The sequence below is a fragment of the Streptomyces sp. CBMA29 genome, assembly GCF_014596445.1.
In the GTDB taxonomy this organism is placed as follows: domain Bacteria; phylum Actinomycetota; class Actinomycetes; order Streptomycetales; family Streptomycetaceae; genus Actinacidiphila.
Map to the genome: position 1 here is coordinate 1 of NZ_MECL01000196.1, position 20,166 is coordinate 20,166.

Annotated in this window: 19 protein-coding genes; 13 read left to right on the forward strand and 6 right to left on the reverse strand. The window is 72.2% G+C overall.

All coding sequences use genetic code 11. The features are described 5' to 3' along the window. Positions 1-242 precede the first annotated feature (242 nt). The 9 genes from BGM09_RS38585 to BGM09_RS25875 all read left to right on the forward strand — a co-directional run bounded on the left by BGM09_RS38585 (position 243) and on the right by BGM09_RS25875 (position 8,248). Positions 243-374 (forward strand): hypothetical protein, encoded by a 132-nt coding sequence (locus BGM09_RS38585; RefSeq protein WP_262928413.1) that lies wholly within the window; start codon positions 243-245, stop codon positions 372-374. 214 nt (positions 375-588) lie between these two features. After that, positions 589-921, forward strand: a complete 333-nt coding sequence (locus BGM09_RS25840; RefSeq protein WP_188284103.1) for a YbaB/EbfC family nucleoid-associated protein — start codon at positions 589-591, stop codon at positions 919-921. Between the two features lie 67 nt (positions 922-988). Beyond that, entirely contained in the window at positions 989-1,588 is a 600-nt protein-coding gene (gene recR, locus BGM09_RS25845) for a recombination mediator RecR (RefSeq protein WP_188284104.1), read from the forward strand. A gap of 103 nt (positions 1,589-1,691) precedes the next feature. Continuing rightward, on the forward strand, positions 1,692-2,357 hold the full coding sequence (locus BGM09_RS25850; protein ID WP_188284189.1) for a DUF5063 domain-containing protein: 666 nt from the start codon (positions 1,692-1,694) through the stop codon (positions 2,355-2,357). Positions 2,358-2,570: 213 nt separating this feature from the next. Further along, a complete protein-coding gene (locus BGM09_RS25855; RefSeq protein ID WP_188284105.1) occupies positions 2,571-3,902 on the forward strand; it encodes an aspartate kinase in 1,332 nt (443 codons plus the stop codon). Then, positions 3,899-4,960 carry an aspartate-semialdehyde dehydrogenase gene (locus BGM09_RS25860; RefSeq protein WP_188284106.1) on the forward strand — a complete coding sequence of 354 codons (1,062 nt, stop codon included), beginning with the start codon at positions 3,899-3,901 and terminating at the stop codon, positions 4,958-4,960. Before BGM09_RS25855 ends, BGM09_RS25860 begins: the two co-directional genes overlap by 4 nt. Positions 4,961-5,275: 315 nt before the next feature. Next, entirely contained in the window at positions 5,276-5,953 is a 678-nt protein-coding gene (locus BGM09_RS25865) for a SigE family RNA polymerase sigma factor (RefSeq protein WP_411158369.1), read from the forward strand. Beyond that, the gene (locus tag BGM09_RS25870; RefSeq protein ID WP_188284107.1) at positions 5,950-7,269 is read left to right on the forward strand and encodes a hypothetical protein; all 1,320 of its coding nucleotides are present in this window, start codon (positions 5,950-5,952) and stop codon (positions 7,267-7,269) included. Before BGM09_RS25865 ends, BGM09_RS25870 begins: the two co-directional genes overlap by 4 nt. A gap of 79 nt (positions 7,270-7,348) precedes the next feature. Further along, a complete protein-coding gene (locus BGM09_RS25875; RefSeq protein WP_188284108.1) occupies positions 7,349-8,248 on the forward strand; it encodes an SURF1 family protein in 900 nt (299 codons plus the stop codon). 243 nt (positions 8,249-8,491) lie between these two features. On the opposite strand, the gene BGM09_RS25880 is transcribed toward BGM09_RS25875, so the two are convergent. The 4 genes from BGM09_RS25880 to BGM09_RS25895 all read right to left on the reverse strand — a co-directional run bounded on the left by BGM09_RS25880 (position 8,492) and on the right by BGM09_RS25895 (position 12,465). Further along, positions 8,492-10,294: a prolyl oligopeptidase family serine peptidase gene (locus BGM09_RS25880; protein WP_188284109.1), complete on the reverse strand. Its 1,803-nt coding sequence runs from the start codon at positions 10,292-10,294 to the stop codon at positions 8,492-8,494. Between the two features lie 98 nt (positions 10,295-10,392). Beyond that, positions 10,393-10,914 (reverse strand): universal stress protein, encoded by a 522-nt coding sequence (locus BGM09_RS25885; RefSeq protein ID WP_188284110.1) that lies wholly within the window; start codon positions 10,912-10,914, stop codon positions 10,393-10,395. A 131-nt stretch (positions 10,915-11,045) separates the two neighbouring features. Beyond that, the gene (locus BGM09_RS25890) at positions 11,046-11,558 is read right to left on the reverse strand and encodes a hypothetical protein (protein WP_188284111.1); all 513 of its coding nucleotides are present in this window, start codon (positions 11,556-11,558) and stop codon (positions 11,046-11,048) included. A 55-nt stretch (positions 11,559-11,613) separates the two neighbouring features. Beyond that, positions 11,614-12,465: a sensor domain-containing protein gene (locus BGM09_RS25895; RefSeq protein ID WP_188284112.1), complete on the reverse strand. Its 852-nt coding sequence runs from the start codon at positions 12,463-12,465 to the stop codon at positions 11,614-11,616. Positions 12,466-12,728: 263 nt separating this feature from the next. On the opposite strand from BGM09_RS25895, the gene BGM09_RS25900 reads away from it, so the two are divergent. From BGM09_RS25900 to htpG, 4 genes are all read left to right on the forward strand, one after another. Next, positions 12,729-14,045 (forward strand): damage-control phosphatase ARMT1 family protein, encoded by a 1,317-nt coding sequence (locus tag BGM09_RS25900; protein WP_188284191.1) that lies wholly within the window; start codon positions 12,729-12,731, stop codon positions 14,043-14,045. Positions 14,046-14,234: 189 nt separating this feature from the next. Further along, positions 14,235-14,855 carry a GNAT family N-acetyltransferase gene (locus BGM09_RS25905; RefSeq protein ID WP_188284113.1) on the forward strand — a complete coding sequence of 207 codons (621 nt, stop codon included), beginning with the start codon at positions 14,235-14,237 and terminating at the stop codon, positions 14,853-14,855. A 141-nt stretch (positions 14,856-14,996) separates the two neighbouring features. Continuing rightward, the gene (locus tag BGM09_RS25910; protein WP_188284114.1) at positions 14,997-15,563 is read left to right on the forward strand and encodes a hypothetical protein; all 567 of its coding nucleotides are present in this window, start codon (positions 14,997-14,999) and stop codon (positions 15,561-15,563) included. Positions 15,564-15,998: 435 nt separating this feature from the next. Further along, on the forward strand, positions 15,999-17,966 hold the full coding sequence (gene htpG / locus BGM09_RS25915) for a molecular chaperone HtpG (RefSeq protein ID WP_188284115.1): 1,968 nt from the start codon (positions 15,999-16,001) through the stop codon (positions 17,964-17,966). 86 nt (positions 17,967-18,052) lie between these two features. On the opposite strand, the gene BGM09_RS25920 is transcribed toward htpG, so the two are convergent. After that, a complete protein-coding gene (locus BGM09_RS25920; protein ID WP_317452898.1) occupies positions 18,053-19,213 on the reverse strand; it encodes a hypothetical protein in 1,161 nt (386 codons plus the stop codon). After that, positions 19,210-20,136: a patatin-like phospholipase family protein gene (locus BGM09_RS25925; RefSeq protein WP_188284116.1), complete on the reverse strand. Its 927-nt coding sequence runs from the start codon at positions 20,134-20,136 to the stop codon at positions 19,210-19,212. The genes BGM09_RS25920 and BGM09_RS25925 overlap by 4 nt, the downstream gene beginning before the upstream one ends. Positions 20,137-20,166 lie beyond the last annotated feature (30 nt).

The window sequence follows — 20,166 nt, forward strand, 5'->3', positions numbered from 1 at the left end:
CCCCCCGCCCCTCGGGCCCGCCGCAGCCGCCGGCCGGCCGCCCCGGGCAGGACCGGCCCCAGGGCGCCCCGAGACCGGACTTCCAGGCCGGACCCCCCTCGTCCCCGGGCCAGGGGCAGGGATACGGACAAGACCAAGGACTGGGCCAAGGACAGGGCCAAGGTCAGTACCAGTCCCGTTCCTCGTCACAGTCACCATCGCCGTCCGCGTCGTACCAGTCCGGGCCGCCCCCCGTGGACGACATGCCGCCGCCGCTGGAGGACGACGTCCCCGAGGACGACGACCCGGATCTCGTCGACTCCGCGCTCAGCGGCCACGACCTCTTCGTACGGGAGCTGGGCGCCACGGTCATAGAGGAGATCGCGCACGACTGAGGGCACGGCCCAGGACCCGGACCCGGTCCCGGCCGAGTTCACCACCGCATTTGGGCACCCCACCCCTGGTGGACGCGTTGTACTCCCGTCGGGTGGTCCCGGCCCGGTTCCGATCCTCCGTACGGCGTAGGGCGCTGGGCCGTACGAACACGTAGGCTCGCCCTGTCACGAAAAAGGTGGCACCGCACCGCAGACGCCAGTCAGGAGTAAAACCGTGATTCCCGGTGGTCAGCCGAACATGCAGGAGCTGCTCCAGCAGGCCCAGAAGATGCAGCAGGACCTCGCCACGGCCCAGCAGGAGCTGGCCGAGACCGAGGTCGAGGGCTCCGCGGGCGGCGGCCTGGTCACCGCGAAGGTGACCGGCGCCGGTGAGCTGCGCGGCCTGGTCATCGACCCCAAGGCGGTCGACCCCGACGACACCGAGACGCTCGCCGATCTGGTGGTCGCCGCGGTGCACAACGCGAACGAGGCGGCGCAGGCGGTCCAGCAGGCCAAGCTCGGCCCGCTCGCCCAGGGGCTGGGCGGCATGCCCGGCCTCCCGTTCTGATCTCTCCGGAAACCCCTCCGGAAACCCCACCGGAGAACCGCAGGAACCGTGAGGAAGGCTCGTCGGCGTGTACGAAGGCGTGGTCCAGGACCTGATCGACGAACTGGGCAGGCTGCCCGGCGTGGGTCCCAAGAGCGCCCAGCGGATCGCCTTCCATATCCTTCAGGCCGATCCGGCGGACGTACGGCGCCTCGCGCACGTGCTGTCCGAGGTGAAGGCGAAGGTGCGGTTCTGCGCGGTGTGCGGCAATGTCGCGCAGGACGAGCAGTGCCGGGTCTGCCGTGACCCGCGCCGCGACCCCTCGGTGATCTGTGTGGTCGAGGAGCCGAAGGACGTGGTGGCGGTCGAGCGGACCCGCGAGTTCCGCGGGAAGTACCACGTGCTCGGCGGCGCGATCAGCCCGATCGAGGGCGTCGGCCCCGACGACCTGCGGATAAGGGAGCTGCTGAGCCGTCTCGCGGACGGCACCGTCACCGAGCTGATCCTCGCGACGGACCCGAATCTGGAGGGCGAGGCGACAGCGACGTACCTGGCCCGGATGGTGAAGCCCATGGGACTGCGGGTCACGCGACTGGCCAGCGGTCTCCCTGTGGGCGGTGACTTGGAGTACGCGGACGAGGTCACGCTGGGGCGGGCCTTCGAAGGGAGGCGGTTGCTGGATGTCTGAGACCGTGACGAAGAAGCAGGGCCAGAAGCAGGCTCAGGACCAGAAGCGGGACCAGGGCCAGAAGCAGGCTCAGGCGCAGGACCGGAAGCAGAAGCAGGACCAGATGCGGGGTCGGGCGCGGGACGTGGCGGGCAAGGAGCAGGAACCGGACGAGTTCGCCGTACAGATCGCGGACCAGATCGAGAGCTTCATCCTCTCGGTCCGCGAGGTCGCCAAGGGCGACGACCCGGACAGCGCGGTCCCGTACCTGCTGCTGGAGGTCTCGCAGCTCCTGCTGGCCGGCGGCCGGCTCGGCGCGCACGAGGACATCGTCCCGGACGAGCGGTACGAGCCGGACGTCGGTCCCGAGCCGGACGAGGACGACCTGCGGCAGCGGCTCGCGGCGCTCCTCGAACCGATCGACGTCTACTCCGAAGTCTTCGACCCGTACGTGCCGCGGTCGACGCCGGTGGCCTGCCGTATCTCCGACGACATGGCCGATGTCGTGGCCGACCTCACACACGGCCTCGCGCACTTCAGGGCCGGGAGGATCTCCGAGGCGCTGTGGTGGTGGCAGTTCTCGTACCTGTCCAACTGGGGCTCCACGGCCAGTGCCAGCCTGCGCGCGCTCCAGTCGCTCGTGGCCCACGTACGGCTGGACAGCCCGCTGGACGAGCTGGACGGTCTGGACACCGGCGGCGACGGGGACGACGAGGAGGAGCTGGCCGAGGAGGCGGGCAAGGTCATGGAGGCCGAGCTGGGGACGCTGGGGCTGCGTCCGGCGACGTAGGACCGCCCCCGGGCCCACCGCCCCTACAGCACTCACCGGACCCACCCCCCGCGCCTTCGGCCGTAAAACTTGCGGCTGATCACGCCTCGGGCGACGTATCTCACCATGCGATACGTGCGGGGCGGATCGTGCCTGCTCGTTAAACTGGGCCGACCGCAACAACCCCTGGAAATCCCCCGGCACCCCCTGGGAATCCCTGAGCGAGGAGCGCACGTGGGCCTTGTCGTGCAGAAGTACGGCGGCTCCTCCGTCGCCGATGCCGAAGGCATCAAGCGCGTCGCCCGACGGATCGTCGACACCAAGAAGGCGGGCCACCAAGTGGTCGTCGTGGTGTCCGCGATGGGCGACACGACGGACGAGCTGATCGATCTCGCGGAGCAGGTGTCACCGATTCCCGCGGGGCGCGAGTTCGACATGCTGCTGACCGCCGGTGAGCGCATCTCGATGGCGCTGCTGGCGATGGCGATCAAGAACCTCGGGCACGAGGCGCAGTCGTTCACCGGCAGCCAGGCCGGAGTGATCACCGACTCGGTGCACAACAAGGCGCGGATCATCGACGTCACGCCCGGCCGTATCCGTACGGCGCTGGACGAGGGCAACATCGCGATCGTCGCCGGATTCCAGGGCGTCTCGCAGGACAAGAAGGACATCACCACGCTCGGGCGCGGCGGCTCCGACACCACCGCGGTGGCGCTGGCGGCGGCCCTGGACGCCGAGGTGTGCGAGATCTACACGGACGTGGACGGCGTCTTCACGGCCGACCCGCGGGTGGTCAAGAAGGCCCGCAAGATGGACTGGATCGCCTTCGAGGACATGCTGGAGCTGGCCAGTTCCGGCTCCAAGGTGCTGCTGCACCGGTGTGTGGAGTACGCGCGCCGCTACAACATCCCGATCCACGTACGGTCGTCGTTCTCCGGGCTCCCCGGCACCTGGGTGAGCAGCGAACGGCCCGCGAATCTTCCGCGACCGCCGCAGGCGCGTGCCGCGTACGAGTCAGCCCAGTCAGCACAGGGAGACAGTCCGATGGAGCAGGCGATCATCTCCGGCGTCTCGCACGACACGTCCGAGGCCAAGATCACGGTGGTCGGGGTGCCCGACAAGCCGGGCGAGGCGGCGACGATCTTCCGGGCCATCGCGGACGCCGAGATCAACATCGACATGATCGTCCAGAACGTGTCGGCCGCGGCCACCGCGCTCACCGACATCTCCTTCACGCTCCCCAAGGCCGAGGGCCAGAAGGCGATGGCGGCGCTGACCAAGGCGCAGACGGTCATCGCCTTCGACTCGCTGCGCTACGACGACCAGATCGGCAAGATCTCGCTGGTCGGCGCGGGTATGAAGACCAACCCCGGTGTCACGGCGACCTTCTTCGAGGCGCTGTCCAACGCGGGCGTCAACATCGAGCTGATCTCGACATCCGAGATCCGCATCTCGGTGGTCACCCGGGTCGACGACGTGAAGCCCGCCGTGCAGGCCGTGCACTCGGCGTTCGGCCTGGACAGCGACAGCGACGAAGCGGTCGTCTACGGGGGGACCGGGCGATGAGCGGCGGGCCGCGACCGTCGCTCGCCGTGGTGGGGGCGACGGGGGCGGTCGGCACGGTGGTGCGCGAACTCCTCAGCACGCGCCAGGACGTGTGGGGGGAGATCCGGCTGGTCGCGTCCGCGCGCTCGGCCGGGCGGCTGCTGCCGGTGCGCGGCGCCGAGGCGGAGGTCGTCGCGCTCGACGAGGCGGCCTTCGACGGGATCGACGTCGCGCTCTTCGACGTGCCCGACGAGGTGGCCGCGCGGTGGGCGCCGATCGCGGCGGCCAAGGGCGTGGTCGTGGTGGACAATTCGGGCGCCTTCCGGATGGACGACGAGGTGCCGCTCGTGGTGCCCGAGGTCAACGCGCACGCGGTGCGGATGCGCCCGCGCGGCATCGTCGCCAATCCCCACTGCACGACGCTGTCGATGATCGTGGCGGTCGGCGCGCTGCACGCCGAGTTCGGGCTGACCGAGTTGATCGTCTCGTCCTACCAGGCGGCCTCGGGTGCGGGACAGGCCGGGATCGCGGCGCTGCGCGACCAGATGACGAAGGTCGCGGGGACCGACGCGGGCACGCATGCGGGCGATCTGCGCCGCACGGTGGGCGACTTCGGGCCGTTCGCGGCGCCGCTGGCGCTCAACGTGGTGCCGTGGGCGGGCTCGCTCGTGGGCGACGACGGCTGGTCGTCGGAGGAGATGAAGGTACGCGACGAGTCGCGCAAGATCCTCGGGCTGCCCGGCCTGCGGGCCACGGCGACCTGCGTACGGGTGCCGGTGATCACGACGCACTCGCTGTCGGTGCACGCGCGGTTCGAGAACGAGGTGACGGTCGCGCGGGCGCACGAGATCCTGCGGAACGCGCCGGGTGTCGTGGTCTGCGACGACCCGCGGCACGGTGAGTTCCCGACGCCCGCGGACGCGGTCGGTACGGATCCCACGTGGGTGGGGCGCGTGCGGCGCTCGCTCGACGACCCGTGCGCTCTCGAACTGTTCGTCTGCGGCGACAATCTGCGCAAGGGCGCGGCGCTGAACGCCGTCCAGATCGCCGAGGTGGTGGCGGCGGACATCGCCGCCTGAGGCCGCTGGGGCTCGTACTCGGCAATGTGTCCGGGACAAAGTTGCTGGTCTGGACCACTTGAACTCACGCACCCGAACGTTGGAGACTTTGCATTCCCCCGCGGGAACCGACTCGCTCGGGGGAGCGTCTTTGTGTCAGCGCACTGCCCTATGGTCTGGTCCCTAAGGTGCTGTACACCGAGCGTGGTCCGGGGGGAAGCGTCGGTGCAAACAGGGCGTTGAGGAAGAGCTGGTACGCATGGGGATATTTGACGCTCCGTCGAGCGGCGTGTCTTGCGCGTACAACCCTGAGGGGGGGATGCGTGTCCAACAGTTGTGGCGGAGGCACTGGGTATCGAGGCGGCATTCGGACGGCACGGGACGATCGTGCCGCCCCGGCTGCCGCGTCCACGTACGGCGGCATCCGGTGCGCTCTCCGGCGGCATCCCGGTGATCGCACCCTGGCCGGTCGTGCGGGTCACGGCCGCGGAAGGCGAGGACTCTGACTCGGCGATGGCAGTAGGCACCACGGTCGACCACCTCACCGAGACCTACCGTGCGCACTACCGTTCACTGCTCGGCCTCGCCGCGCTGCTGCTGGACGACACGGCCTCCTGCGAGGACGTGGTCCAGGAGGCGTTCATCCGGGTGCACTCGGCCCGCAGCCGGGTCCGCGACCCGGAGAAGACCCTGGCCTATCTGCGCCAGACGGTCGTCAACCTCTCCCGCTCCGCCCTGCGCCGCCGCATTCTCGGCCTGAAGCTGCTCTCCAAGCCGATGCCCGACATGGCGAGCGCGGAGGAGGGCGCGTACGAGATCCTGGAGCGCGACCAGCTCAAGGCCGCGATGCGTTCGCTTCAGCGCAGGCAGCGCGAGGTGCTGGTGCTGCGATACTTCGCCGACATGACCGAGGCGCAGGTCGCCGAGACCCTGGGTATCTCCCTGGGCTCGGTGAAGGCGTACGGTTCGCGAGGCATTGCGGCGCTGCGCGTCGCGATGGAGGCGACGGCATGACCACCCCCGACGACGCGCACGGTATGGAAGACCAGAACAAGAACCAGGATCAGGGCAAGGGCAAGGGCGCGGACCACGGCGAGGACCGGGGCCGCGACCTGGGTTCCGGCTCCGCCGACGCCGCTTCCGCCCCGGGCTCGGGCTCCGACGGCGGCTTCGGCCTCGACGGCGGCTTCGACTTCGCCAGTCTCGAACTCGACCTCGACAGCGCCGACGGTGCCGAGCACACCGCGGAAGAGGCGGCGCTGCGCGCGCTGCTGCACAACGCGGTCCAGGGCATAGAGGCATCCCCCGAGGCGCTCGACCACCTGCGGCGCGCGGTCCCGGCCCGCAGGCAGCACCGTCGGCAGGCGCTGGCCGGTGCCGCGGCGGCCGTGGTGCTGGCCGGCATGGCGGTGCCCGCCCTGATCCACGCCGCCGACACCTCCAGCAGCACGAACGCCCTCCCGGCGAACGTCTCCAGCACCCACGCCTCCGCCCCCGGCCAGGACGGCCACACCAACTACTGGGCGGGCGGCCCCTCCTCGGGCCAGGCGGCCACCGGCACCGGCGGCGCGGGCACCTCGTCGAAGAGCCCCACCGACGATCCGCCGCCCGCGACCAGCAGCCCCTCGGACTCGGCGGCGGTCTCCGCGCCCGACTGCTCCAGCGTCCAGCTCGGCCAGGGTGCCAGCTCCGCCGACTCCCCGGACTCCTCCGGCCGCGTCTACGGCTGGTTCCGCGTCGCCAACGTCTCCGGCGTCCCCTGTACGGTCCCCGGCAGCGGGCAGGTGCAGGTGCTCGCCGAGGGCTCGGCCGACCCGTCCCGTATCCAGGTCGTCGGCCACACCCCGGGCGACCCGGCGAGCAGGCTGCCCTCCGGCGTCGACGGACCCGTGGTGCTCGCGCCGGGTGACACCTACGAGGTGCAGTTCGCGTGGGTCCCCGCGGGCAACGGCACCGGCGGTTGCCCCACGACGCCCACCACTCCGCCGACCACCCCGACGCCCACGCCGACGTCGAGCGACCCCGCGAGCACCGGCGGCCCCACCGGCTCCGACCCGGGCAGCGGCAGTGGCAGCGGCAGCGGCAGCAACGGCACCTCCACCCAGTTGGGCAGCGGTGACCCGCCGACCAGTCCGCCTCCCGGCAGCGTCGCCCTCAACCACACCCCGGCCGCGGGCGCTCCCGTCGTCGACGGCCCCGTCATCCAGAACGCCTGCGCGGGCACCCTCTACACGACGGCCGCACTCCCCGGCACCACCAGCGGCAACTCCACCCCCGGTACGGAGACGAGCGGCGGCACCGGAACCGACTCGGGAGCGACCAGCCCTTAGGTGCGCGCGGGCTCGGCTCCGGGCCGGTGTGCGGGTCCCCGGTTGCGGGGCCGCGAAAGGCCCCCCGTACCGTTGTGGTGTGTACCGGTTCCTGCTCACCCCGCGCTGGCTCGCGGTCAGCGTGCTGTCGCTGCTCGCCGTGCCGTTCTGCGTCTTCATGGGCAGTTGGCAGTTGAGCCGGTTCGAGCTGCGGGTCGACTCCCACAAGAGCGCCGAGCAGGCCCAGGGCAAGGCCGTCGCCGAGGCGGCGGTGCCGTTGGCGACACTGCTGCCGCAGCCGCGCACCCAGGTGCCCGACGGCGCCTCGGGCCGCTCGGTCAGCGCGACCGGCCGTTACGACTCCTCCCATCAGCTCCTGGTCCCCGGCCGCACCCTCGACGGCCATGACGGCTACTACGTACTGACCCCCCTGCGGGTCGGCGCGGACGGCGCCGCCCTGCCCGTCGTCCGCGGCTGGCTGCCGGGCGACGCCTCGGCGGCCTCGCGCACCAGTGCCGTACCGGCCGCGCCGACCGGCGAGGTCACCGTGACCGGCGCCCTCCAGTACCCGGAGAGCACCGGCACCGACGGCGTGCAGTCCAACGGCGCGCTGCCCTCAGGACAACTCGGCATGATCAGCGCCGCCTCGCTGGTCAATGTGCTGCCCTACCCGGTCTACAGCGGCTGGATCACCGCGAGCGACCCCGCCGCGCCGCTGAAGGCGGTGCCCCCGGCGGCGGCCCCCAACAGCGGTCTGGACATCAAGGCGTTCCAGAATCTCGGCTACACCGGTCAGTGGTTCGTCTTCGCCGGCTTCGTCGTCTTCATGTGGTTCCGCCTGGCCCGCCGCGAGGCCGAGACGCGCGCCGACGCCGAGCTGGGTCTCGTCCCCGACGACGGTGACGACGAGCCGGGGCCGGGGACGAAGGCGGAATCGGGGCCGGACGCCTCCGGCGCGGACCGGTCGGACACGGTCGTCACCGCGTCCGCCGACGCCTAGAGCCGTACGCCGGGCGCAATCTGGCCGCACGCCTGGCCGCACGCCTGGCCGCACGCCTGGCCGTATGCCGGCCCGGACGACTGTCCGCACGCCTCTTCCGGACGCCGAGCCGCCCGTCCCGTCGTACGCCCGTCCAGTCGTACGCCCACGCCCGCCCGCCCGGCCGGAGGCTCGTGGCCGCTCCGGGGTCGGACCCGGCTAGGTCCAATCCCGGGGCGGCCAACGGGCCTGCCGCCCTGCGCCCTACTCGCCCGCGTGCTTCAGCGCGAAGGCCAGTTCCAGACGGACCTGCTTGATCCGCTCCTCCACGACCAGCGAACCGTGCCCCGCGTCGTACCGGTACACCTCGTGCGACTTGTCCAGCTCCCGCAGCCGCTCGACGTAGTTGTCGATCTGGCGTATCGGGCAGCGCGGGTCGTTCATGCCCGCGCTGATGTAGACGGGGGCGGCGACCCGCTCGACGTAGGTGAGCGGGGAGGACGCCTCGAAGCGGTCGGGGACCTCCTCGGGGGAGCCGCCGAAGAAGGTGCGGTCCAGCGACTTGAGGGCCTCCATCTCGTCGGCGTACGCGGCCACGTAGTCGGCGACGGGGACCGCCGCTATGCCCACCGTCCACGCCTCCGGCTGGGTGCCGAGGCCCAGCAGGGTCAGATAGCCGCCCCAGGAGCCGCCGGACAGGACGAGCCGCCGCGGGTCGGCGAGGCCCGAGGAGACGGCCCACGCGCGGACCGCCGCGATGTCCTCCAGCTCGATCAGGCCGACGCGGTGCTTGAGCGCGTCCGTCCACTCCCGGCCGTAGCCGGTCGAACCGCGGTAGTTGACCCGGACCACCGCGAAACCGTGGTCGACCCAGGCCGCCGGGCCCGCCGCGAAGGAGTCCGAGTCGTGCCAGGTGGGACCGCCGTGGATCTCGAACACGGTCGGGAACGGCCCCTCGCCGTCCGGCTTCTGGACCAGCGCGTGGATGAGGCCGCCGGGACCCTCCACCCACGCGTCCTCCACCGGCACCGACTCCGGCGCCCGCAGCCCCGGCGCCTCCAGTACGACGGCACCGGTCGTGGACCGCACCGCGGGCGGGCGCTGCGCCGACGACCACAGATATTCGACCGTCCCGTCGGGCCGCGCGGTGGCGCCGCTGACCGAACCCGGCGGGGTGTCGAGCCGCGCCAGGGTGCCGGCCGCCAGGTCGTACCGGAACATCTCGCCGCGCGCCTGGTAGTCGTGGACGACGAGCAGCGCCGTGCCGTCCGGATACCACTCGGCGTGCACGTCACCGGGCAGGTCTATGGCCAGCCGCGTCTCCACGCCGGTCGCGGTGTCCCAGATCATCGGCAGCCAGCGGCCGGACCGCTGGTGTCCGACCAGCAGGCGGGTGTCGCCGACGACGGGGGCGAATCCCAGGCAGTCCAGGCCCAGCTCGGCCCGGCCGCCGTCGGTGTCGTCCAGCTCCGCGGCCGTCGAGCCGTCCGCCACCGACAGCACCCGCAGCGCGCTGTGCATCGCGTCGCCGTGCTCGGTGTGCTCGATCACGACCAGCGTGCCGTCCTCCGAGAGGTCGCCGACGCTCGCCGACTCCGCGTGCCGGTAGACCTCGGCCGGCTGGCTGTCCGGCCGCACCACGTACACCGACGTGCCCTCGTCGTCGGTGGACCGTCCGACCACGGCCAGGCCGCCGGGGCCCAGCGCGAGACCGGCCGGGTACGACGCCTCCAGGCCGGGCGCCGCCGGTACGTCCTCACCGCCCGCGAAGGGCTGCCGCATCCATATCCCGAACTCGTCCCCGTCCGTGTCCGAGAACCACCACACCCACGCGCCGTCCCGGCTCAGCGTGCCGTCCGTCGTCCCGTTCGGCCGGTCGGTGACCTGCCGTCGCCCGCCTGTCGTCCGGTCCCAGGCGTACAGCTCGTACGTCCCCGTCACGTTCGACACGAACAGGCTGCGGTCCGGGGCGTCCTCGGCCCACTCGGGCAGCCCCACCCGCGGCGCCCGAAAGCGCTTCTCCCACTCCGGCATGGACCCCGCCGGGGATCCGGTGATCTCGTTCATGCCCCCATGATGCTCCGCCCCGACCACATTCGGGCACCCACTCTTCACAGCCTGTGGATAACTCCGTGCCCCGGCCGCCGCGGACCATCGCCCCGCCGTTACGACCCGCCGCCCGCGGGGGCCGTGACCGCCGTGCCCGCCGTGCCGCGTACGACCACGACAGGGCATGAGGCGTGCACGGTGACCGTGTGGCTGACCGAGCCGAGGAGGGTGGAGCGGAAGGTGCCGTGGCCGCGCACGCCCACCACGATCAGGTCGGCGCCCTCGCCGGTGTCGAGGATGGCCTGGGCCGGGTTCCCGAGCACGGTACGGCGGGTGACGGTCCGGGCCTGTTCCGGCGTGAGGGCCGTCTCGACGGCCCTCGCCAGGACCTGGTCCGCGTTGGCCTCCAGGTCGACGTCGTCGGGCAGCCCTGGCAGCCCGGCCCAGCCGTACGCCGACGGCATCTCCCACGCGATGACCGCTTCCAGCGCGTCGCCGGTCAGGGCCGCCTGCCGCGCGGCCCAGCGCAGCGCCTTGAGCGACGGTTCCGAACCGTCGACCCCGACGACGAGCCGGCCTGCGGCCGTGCCCGACCCCGCCGCCGCACCCGTCCCCGTGTCCCGTGCCGCCTCGCTCATGGCCGTCTCCCTCGCCTCGCTTGCCCGTCCGACCCCGGATGCGGTCGGCCCGCACACCAAGGGTGCGCGACAAGCGGTGCACGGCGGGTTATTTCGGGCGGTCGCCGGTCCGCGTCGGGCGCTGGCGGCGGCTACTGGCGGAGGCGGCGGTCGCGCACCAGGGTGAACCGCATGGCCCACTCGGTCAGTTCGGCCAGGCTGCGGCTGGACGCCCGGCCGGTGCGGATGGTGGTGCCGTCCGTCAGGACGACGGCCATCCGGAAGGCGGATTCGTGGTCCTCCATGACGCATTCGGCGAAACGGATCATCGGCCAGGGAACGCCGGGCGCGTATGAGGGAGGCGGCGGTACGGCCCTGGGCGCGTACGAGTTGGCGGCGGACCGGGTAGGTGCGGGTACGGGAGTCCGCGGGTCCGGGGTGCGGGGGGCCGCGTACCCGGTGCGGTGCGGGGCGTCGCCCATACCCGCCTCGGCCGTAGCCGAATCGCCGAACCGGTCGAGGAGTTGGTCCGTGCTCGGGCGGTGGGACGGTTCCTTCGCGCGGCGGGCCGCGACCATCGGGCGGATCGCCTCCGGGACCGCGGAGACGTCGGCCTCGTGGTGCACGGAGCGGTACATCAGGGCGACCGGGGCGCGGTCCCCCATCTCGCAGGGGTGCGGGCCAGGCGCCGCCAGCCAGACGGGACATCGCGGACACGTCCTAGGACAGCAGGGAGCGGATCGCCGTGCGGTCGACGGTGGTGAGGGCGCGGACGAGGGGCGGGGTGAGGAAGACGAGGAGGAGGCCGAGGAGGGAGGCGCCGGCGATCTGGAGGGGGGAGGAGAGGTAGTAGGCGTGGTGGACGCCGCCGGAGGTGTACTCGAAGAGGCGGTAGCCGGGCCAGTCGACGTAACGGGGGAAGACCCAGGCGTAGGCGGGGTAGAGGGCGACGGTCCAGCCGGTGAGGAGGAAAGTCAGGGTGAGGACGAAGCTCGCGATGCGCCAGGGGAACATGAGGACCTGGAAGAGGAGGGCCTTCCAGGCCGAGGGGTCGCGGAGCCGGGCGGTCATGGCGGCCCAGCGGCCGGGGGTACGGGGCGCGGGCACGGGGGCGGGCTCGCCGACGCGGAGGGAGAGCAGGCTCCCGGCGCGGGCGCGTTCGGCGCCGCCGAGCGCGCGGGCCCCGGTCAGCATCGCGGCCAGGACGGGCACCCCGATGGCGGTGAGGGCGAGGCTGGTGCCGACGGCGAACATCGTGACGGCGAAGACGAATCCGGCGATGGCGATCGGCAGCGACGTGAGCGCGTAACCGACCTCGCGGAAGGTGACGGCGGCGAAGGGCGCGCGCCAGAAGCCGGGCGGGACACGGCCGGGGCCGGGACCCTTCGCGGCCGAACCGTACGCGGGACGCTCGGCGTCCGGAGCCGACAGCAGACCGGGCCGGGCCTGCGACGCGGCGGCGGGATGAGAAGAGCGCGGCTGCGCGGCGGACACCTGCGTGGCGGACACCTGCGTGGCGGCGGCCTGAGCGGCGGGGGCCTGAGCGGCGTGGGGGAATGTGCTGGCGGTCATCGCTGGCCTCGAATCATCGCGGTGGGGACCGTTCCGTCCTGATGTGCTGATGTGCTGATGCCTAGACGATCCCGCTCCGCACCCCTCTCGCGGCATCCGGCAGCCCGGCCGGTCGGGGGTGGGGCCAGCCCCACCCCTGTCATTCTTGAGCGGTGCGCGAAACAGGAGACGTCCCGCCCGAATCCGGCCCGTCCGGCCCGTCAGACACCGCCGCCGCCCCCGCCGCCCCCGCCGGCCCCGCCGGCCCCGCGGCCCCCGTCGTCATGAGCGGTACGCCCGGCTCCTTCGCCAGGAGCGTGCTGGCCGACCGCCACCCGGCGCTGATCAGGCAGGTCGCGGACGCCTTCCCGTACCCGCCCGAACAGCGCCGCGCACTCGACGCGCTCGCGGAGGAGACGGCCGCGCCCGCCTCGGCCGACGCGACCTCGGGCCCGCCGATCGGCCCGCTCTCGACCGGCACCGGCACCGGCACCGGCGGCACCCACGCCCACACCGGCACCCACACCGACGCCCGCACCCGCGCCGCCGACGACGTCCGACGGTGGGCCGAATGGGGCGCGGAGGCGTACGTCGGCCGTACGTCGTGGTACGAGGTGCCCTTTCTGTGGGCGGAGAGCTACTTCTACCGCAGGCTGCTGGACGCGGTCGGGTACTTCGGACCGGGGCCGTGGCAGGGCGTCGACCCCTTCGCGCCGTTCAAGCGCGCCGAGTTGACCGGGCCCGAGGTCGCCGACGAACTGGCCGCCCTCGACGCGCTCGACGACCTCGCCCCGGACGACCGGGACCGTGCCGTCCTGCAAGGCGCGCTGTGGGGCAACCGCGCGGACCTCGGCTTCCGCATCTCCGCGAACGCGTCTAAGGCGAACAGGTCCACGGCGAACGCCCCCACGGACACCGCCGCCGCCCCCTCCGACGACCTCCCCTCCGACGACCTCCTCGCCGACGACAGCGCCGCCCTCTGGCGCCACCTCGCCGCCGCCCCGCCCGGCACCGCGGCGGTGACCGTGATCGCCGACAACGCGGGCCGCGAGTTGATCCCCGACCTGATCCTGATCGACCATCTCCTGCACACCGGCCGCGCCGCCACCGCGGTCCTGCACGTGAAGCCGTACCCGTACTTCGTCTCGGACGCGACGACCTCGGACGTCGTCGACTGCCTGCGCCGGATCAGGCAGGCGCCGGGCCGCAGGGCGCGGGAGACCGGCGCGCGGCTGTGGTCGGCGCTGGGCACCGGCCGACTCGCCGTCCGCGCGCACCCGTTCGCCTGCGCGCCGCTGCCGTACGCCGACATGCCCGCCGATCTTCGGGCCGAACTGGGCCGCGCCACAGTGACGGTGCTCAAGGGCGACCTCAACTACCGCCGCCTGGTCGGCGACCGCCTGTGGTCCCCGACGACCGAATTCTCCCTGCCCACCGGCTACTTCCCCGGCCCGCTCGCGGCCCTGCGCACCCTCAAGTCCGATGTGATCGTCGGCCTCGAAGCCGGTACGGTCGCCGCGCTCGACGCCAACAGCTCGGCAGGCGACGGGGCTTGGCGTACGAGCGGGACGTACGCGGTCGTCCAGGTACGTACGGCCTGAACCTCAGGACCCGCGGAGAACGACCGCCTCCGTCTCTTCCCCGCCGCGCCCGGACACACGGGGCCGCACCCTCTAGGCTGCAACCGCCGCACGCGCGTGATCAGTTGATACGACGCGTGCGTGCGATGTGCGGTGCGCACCGACAACGTGAGACGACGCAGGACGACGACGTGAAGGGCGGACAGGGCGATGGGTGTGGCGATCCGGAGGGCCGGGGCGGGCGACCGGGAGGTCGTGGTCGGGGTGCTGGACAAGGTGTTCAGGAACGACCCCGTGAGTAGCTGGGTCTTTCCCGACCCGGAGCACCGGCTGCGCAAGCACGCGTCGTTGATGGGCGCCTTCGCCGACCAGGTACTCGCCGACGGCTACGTCGACATGACGGAGGACGGCAAGGCGGTCGCCCTGTGGATGTCGATACCCGCGACCACCGACGCGCCCGAGGACACCCAGGCGCACGCGGACGACGACCCCGCCGCCTTCCGCGAGGCGGTCGACCCGGCCAACGAGCGCGTCGAGCAGATCGCCCGCATCCTCGGCGAGGGCCACCCCACGGGCCCCGCCCACGAATACCTGCTGCTCATCGCCGTGGACGCGCAGTTGCAGGGCCAGAGCCGCGGCACCGAACTGATCTCCGCCGTCCTCGAACGCTGCGACCGCGACGGCCTGGCCGCGTATCTGGAGGCGAGCAGCGAGCGCAGCCGCGGCCTGTACGAGCGGCTCGGCTTCGTCTTCACCGGCCGCACGATCGACCTGCCTGACGGGCCTCACATGTGGCCGATGTGGCGCGAGCCGCGAGCCGCGACCGTATAGGCGTAGCGGTAGCCGTGCCGTAGCCGTACCCGTACCCGTACCTCCTCGTCGGAGGTACGGCACCCCCGTCCGCGGGTAAGGGGCAGGAGAGGCACGGTCGTTGGCACGCGGCCGGGCGCGCGGGGGAGAGGCGGCGGGGCGATGACGGATACGGTTGCCGCGGGCGGCGGTTCGCGGGACGCGGCGGGGACGAACGGCCCGGCCACCCTGCGCGAAGTCGCCCGGCTCGCCCAGCGGCACGGCTTCGGTGAGTCCCGCGCCGTCCACGCGCTCGGCGGCGGTGACGTCGGCTGCGTCGCCTTCGGCCTCGGGGTCGTCCTGCTCGCGCCCGGTATCGGTCTGGTCCTCCACCCGTACGGCCCGGTGGTCACCTCGATCGGCGTCACCTTGCTCGTCCTCGCCGTCGCGCTGCCGGTCACCGCGTTCCGTTACGAGAAGCGCCGCGACAACCGCATCCCGCGGCTGCACGTCTTCGACGGCGGCATCGTCATCACCCGCCCGGCCCGGATCGACGCGCATCCCTGGCCGGACATCCGCGTCGTCGAGCGCGAGGACTCCGTCGCCATCGGCCAGGGCGGCTCGACGCGGCAGGTCCACCGCCTCGAACTGCACGCGGCAGGCGGCGACGTGCTGTGTTCGCTGGGCGACGCCTTCGACACCGTCACCGTCGTCAGAGTCGCGATCGCGGGCGGCGCGCGTACGTCGTAGTGGCGCGCGGGACCGAGGGCGCGTACGAGCGGGGGCCGTGCCACGAGCGGGGACCGTGCTACAGGGCCGCCAACTCCGTACCCCGTAGCGGCATTACCACCGACCCGCCCGCCTTCGGCACGGCCGGCCGCCGTCGGCGGTCTCCCGCCCGCTCAGCCACTCCAGGTACCAGTTGCGGAAGTCCGCGGCGGCATACGTGATCCCGCCCTCGGCCGCGGACGGCCCGAGCCGGTGGTGGTGCGTCCCTACGTGGTCGGCTCGCCAACCGTCGTCGGCGGGCGGGGCAGGGGTGAGGGCATGGGGGGTCATCCTGGCGGATGGACGGGGCGGAAACTCATCGCGGGCCGCGAAGGCTGACGTGCGGGCGGCGGGGGCTCATCTACAGTGCTGCGGTCAGTGCCTGTCAGCCGGTGATGTGAGAAGGAACAGCGGACCATGCCGACCGAGACGTTCGAGTTCCAGGTGGAAGCGCGTCAGCTTCTGCAGATGATGATCCACTCGATCTACTCCAACAAGGACGTGTTCCTGCGCGAGTTGGTGTCCAACGCCTCGGACGCGTTGGACAAGCTGCGGCTCGAAGCGCTGCGGGACGGCGAGTTGGACGTGGATGTGTCGGACCTGCACATCGGGCTGGAGGTGGACCGGGAGGCCCGTACGCTCACCGTGCGGGACAACGGGATCGGGATGTCCCGGGAGGAAGTCGTCCAGCTCATCGGGACGATCGCCAACTCGGGGACGGCGAAGTTCCTGCGGGAACTGAAGGATGCCGAGGGCGCGGGAGCGGCCGAGGGCCTGATCGGGCAGTTCGGGGTCGGGTTCTACGCGAGCTTCATGGTGGCGGACGAGGTCACGCTGCTGACGCGGCGCGCGGGGGAGACCGAGGGCACGCGGTGGACGTCCAGCGGTGAGGGGACGTACACGGTGGAGACCGTCGCGGACGCCCCGCAGGGGACGGCGATCGTGCTGCGGCTGAAGCCGGAGGACGCCGAGGACCGGCTGTACGACTACACCTCGCCGTGGAAGATCAAGGAAATCGTCAAGCGGTACTCGGACTTCATCACCTGGCCGATCAAGATGGCCGCGGAGCCCGAGCCCCGGGCCGAAGTGCCCGACGCCGAGCCCGAGTCCGAGTCCGACGCCGAGTCCGAGTCCGAGCCCGAGTCCGAGCCCGAGCCCCGGCTCGAAACGCTGAACTCCATGAAGGCCCTGTGGGCCCGCTCCCGCGACGAGGTCAGCGACGCCGACTACCACGAGCTGTACAAGCACATCAGCCACGACTGGAACGACCCGCTGGAGATCATCCGCCTCCACGCGGAAGGCACCTTCGAGTACCAGGCGCTGCTGTTCATCCCGGCGCACGCGCCGCAGGACCTGTTCATGCGCGACTACAAGCGCGGTGTCCAGCTCTACGTGAAGCGCGTCTTCATCATGGACGACTGCGAAGCGCTGATGCCGCCGTACCTCCGCTTCGTCAAGGGAGTCGTCGACGCGCAGGACCTGTCGCTGAACGTGTCGCGCGAGATCCTTCAGCAGGACCGCCAGATCGAGCTGATGCACCGTCGGCTGGCGAAGAAGGTGCTGTCGACGGTCAAGAACATGATGGTCGCGCGGCCCGAGCAATACGCCACGTTCTGGCGGGAGTTCGGCCGCGTCCTGAAGGAGGGGCTGCTCGGCGACTTCGAGAACCGCGACGCGATCCTCGGCGTCAGCTCCTTCGCCAGCACGCACGACAAGGACGCGCCGACGACGCTCGCGCAGTACGTGGAGCGGATGAAGGACGGTCAGGAGCACATCTTCTACGTCACCGGCGAATCGCGGCAGGCCGTCGAGAACTCCCCGCACATGGAGGCGTTCCAGGCCCGCGGCATCGAGGTGCTGCTGCTGACCGACCCGGTGGACGAGGTCTGGGTCGACACGGCGCCGGAGTTCGGCGGCAAGCAGTTCCGCTCCGTCGCCAAGGGCGAGGTCGACCTCGGTACGGAGGAGGAGAAGCAGGAGGCGGGGACCGAACGGGAGAAGCAGCGGGAGGAGTTCGCGGGCCTGCTCGCCCGTATGACGGAACTGCTGAGCGAGCAGGTCAAGGACGTACGCCTGTCCTCGCGGCTCACCGTCTCGCCCGCCTGCGTCGTCTCGGACGCCAACGACGTGTCGCCGGCGCTGGAGAACATCTACCGCGCCATGGGCCAGGAGATCCCGCACGCCAAGCGGATCCTCGAACTCAACCCCAAGCACCCGCTGGTCGTCGGGCTCAACCGCACCCACGCAGAACGCCCCGACGACCCCGCCCTCGAAGAGACCACCGAACTCGTCCACCAGCTCGCCCTGTTGGCCGAGGGCGCGGAACTCCCCGACCCCTCCCGCTTCGTGAAGCTGGTCGCGGACCGCCTCGAACGCACCTTGTGAGGCAGGGTTGCTGAGGGCGCTGGAGCCGGGGGCCGTACGACCCCCGGCTCCGCGCGCGACCCCTATACGTGCGGCTATACGTGCGGCTATACGTGCGGCGTCGCCGCCACCGCCTGCTCCGCCGTCCACCGGTCCATCCGCTCCCACTGCCCGAGCAGCCACTCGCTGCGCGCCGCGTCCCCGACCGGGACCTCGGCCGCCGGTATCCGCCACCAGTGGACCCGCACCGGGCGGCGGAACGGGAGGAAGTCCCAGGCGGCGCGCGCGGACGCGATGACGTCGAGGCCGGAGTGGACGACGAAGACCACCTCCGCGGTGGGCGCGGCGGCCAGTACGGCGAGGCTTCCGGCGTCCCGCGGCGGCAGCACGTACCGCAGCCGGGCCGCGCGGGCCGCGCGCCGGTACTGGCCGAGGCGGCGCAGACTGGCGATGGCGCGGCGGTGGCGGCGCGGGGTGAAGTTGCCGCCCTCGGGGAAGATCACGAGCGCGTCGCGCGACCGCAGGCCCGCCGCCAGTTCGGTGATCGCGTCCTCGGCGGTGCCGTGCGCGGGGGGCAGGAAGCAGTGCGGGACCCGGCCGAGCAGGACGTCGAGGCACGGATCGGCGCGCAGGACGCCCTTCAGCACGGTGTGCGGCAGCAGGCGTACGTCGGTGAGCAGCGTCTGGAGGAGCAGGAACGAATCGCCGACACCCGCGTGCCGTACGAACACCACCAGCGGTACGTCCGGCGGCCGGTCACCCACGGGCAGCGCGGGCGTCATCTCCACCTCCAGGTGGAACAGCCGGTCCGCCACCTTGCGCAGTACGGCCAGCAGCCGCGCGAGGAGCGCGAACGCCTCGGCCGCCCGCCGGTCCCGGTCCGCCCTGGGATGGTGCAGGAAGAGCGCGGAAGCCGCCAGCACTCCCGCGAGGTCCACGACGAGGTAGACGAGCAGGAAACCGGCCATACGCGTCGGCCGCCACGCGCCGCGCGACGGTATCGACACCGGCGCGCTGAGTACGGTCACGGCGATGAGGAGGGCCGCGGCCACCGGTATCAGCGCGGCCACGAGCGCGATGGTGACCGTACGCCGGGCGGCCGTCACCAGCGCGGCACTCGCGGCGGCGGCGATGCCGGTACGGGTACGGGTCTGCGGCCGTTCCCGCGCGGTCGAGTCGGCGCTCGGGAGGGCGTCCGTACCTGAACCTGGACCTGGACCCGTACCTGAACCCGTACCCGCGCCCAGGCCCGGGTCGAGGCCCGTCACGCCGGACCTTCAGCGGGGTGCGGGTCCTCGGAGTCGGAGCCCTCCGGAACAAAGGACTTGGGACCGGTCCCGTCGAGCGCGGTCTCCAGATACCGCGACGAGGCGGCGTAGGCCCGCTCGATACGGTCCGCCGTCTGCCCGAAGGCCCGGTGCCGCAACTGGCCCAGCGCCCCGGCCGCTTCACCGGACGCCGCCCCGCTGGGCAGTACGTGCACGGTCACGTCCGACGGCAGGTCGGCCATGTCGCGGGCGAACCGGTGCCTGCGCGCGATCTCGAAGGCGACCATGGCGACGTCCCACGGCAACTTCGGCGGGGTCAGCGGCCGTTCGATGCGGCCGACCTGGAGGACGTAGATCTCGCGCGCGCCCAGGGCGACGGCCCTGCCCACCGGGATGCTGTTGACGAGGCCGCCGTCCACGAAGTGTTCGCCGTCGACGTCGACCGGCGGCAGCAGTCCGGGCACGGCGGACGAGGCGAGCACCGCCTCGATCAGCGGACCGCGGTCGAACCAGTGCTCGGCGGCGTTCTCGATGCTCGCCGCCACGCACTGGAAGGGCACCTCCAACTCCTCGATGAGCGCGGCCTGTACGTGCTCACGCAGGAGGTCGACCAGCGGTGCCGGGGTGTAGAGGTGCGTACGGCTCCGCACGGCGGTGCCCACGCGGCCCATCAGCGAACCGGCGAACACCCCCGCCTTGCCCAGTCCCGTCCACAGCTCGATCAGCCGGCCGACCGCGGTCTGCGAGGGCTCGGCGGCGACGGCGGCCCCGTTGATCGCGCCGACGGAGGTCCCGAGCACCATCCCCGGCTTCACCCCCTGCGCGAACAGGGCCTTGAGCATGCCCACTTCGTACGCGCCCAGGGCCCCGCCGCCCCCCAGCACGAACGCCGGTCCCCCCGCTTCACCCGCACTGTGGTCCATGCCAGAACGCGTGCCCCCGCTCCTTCCCCC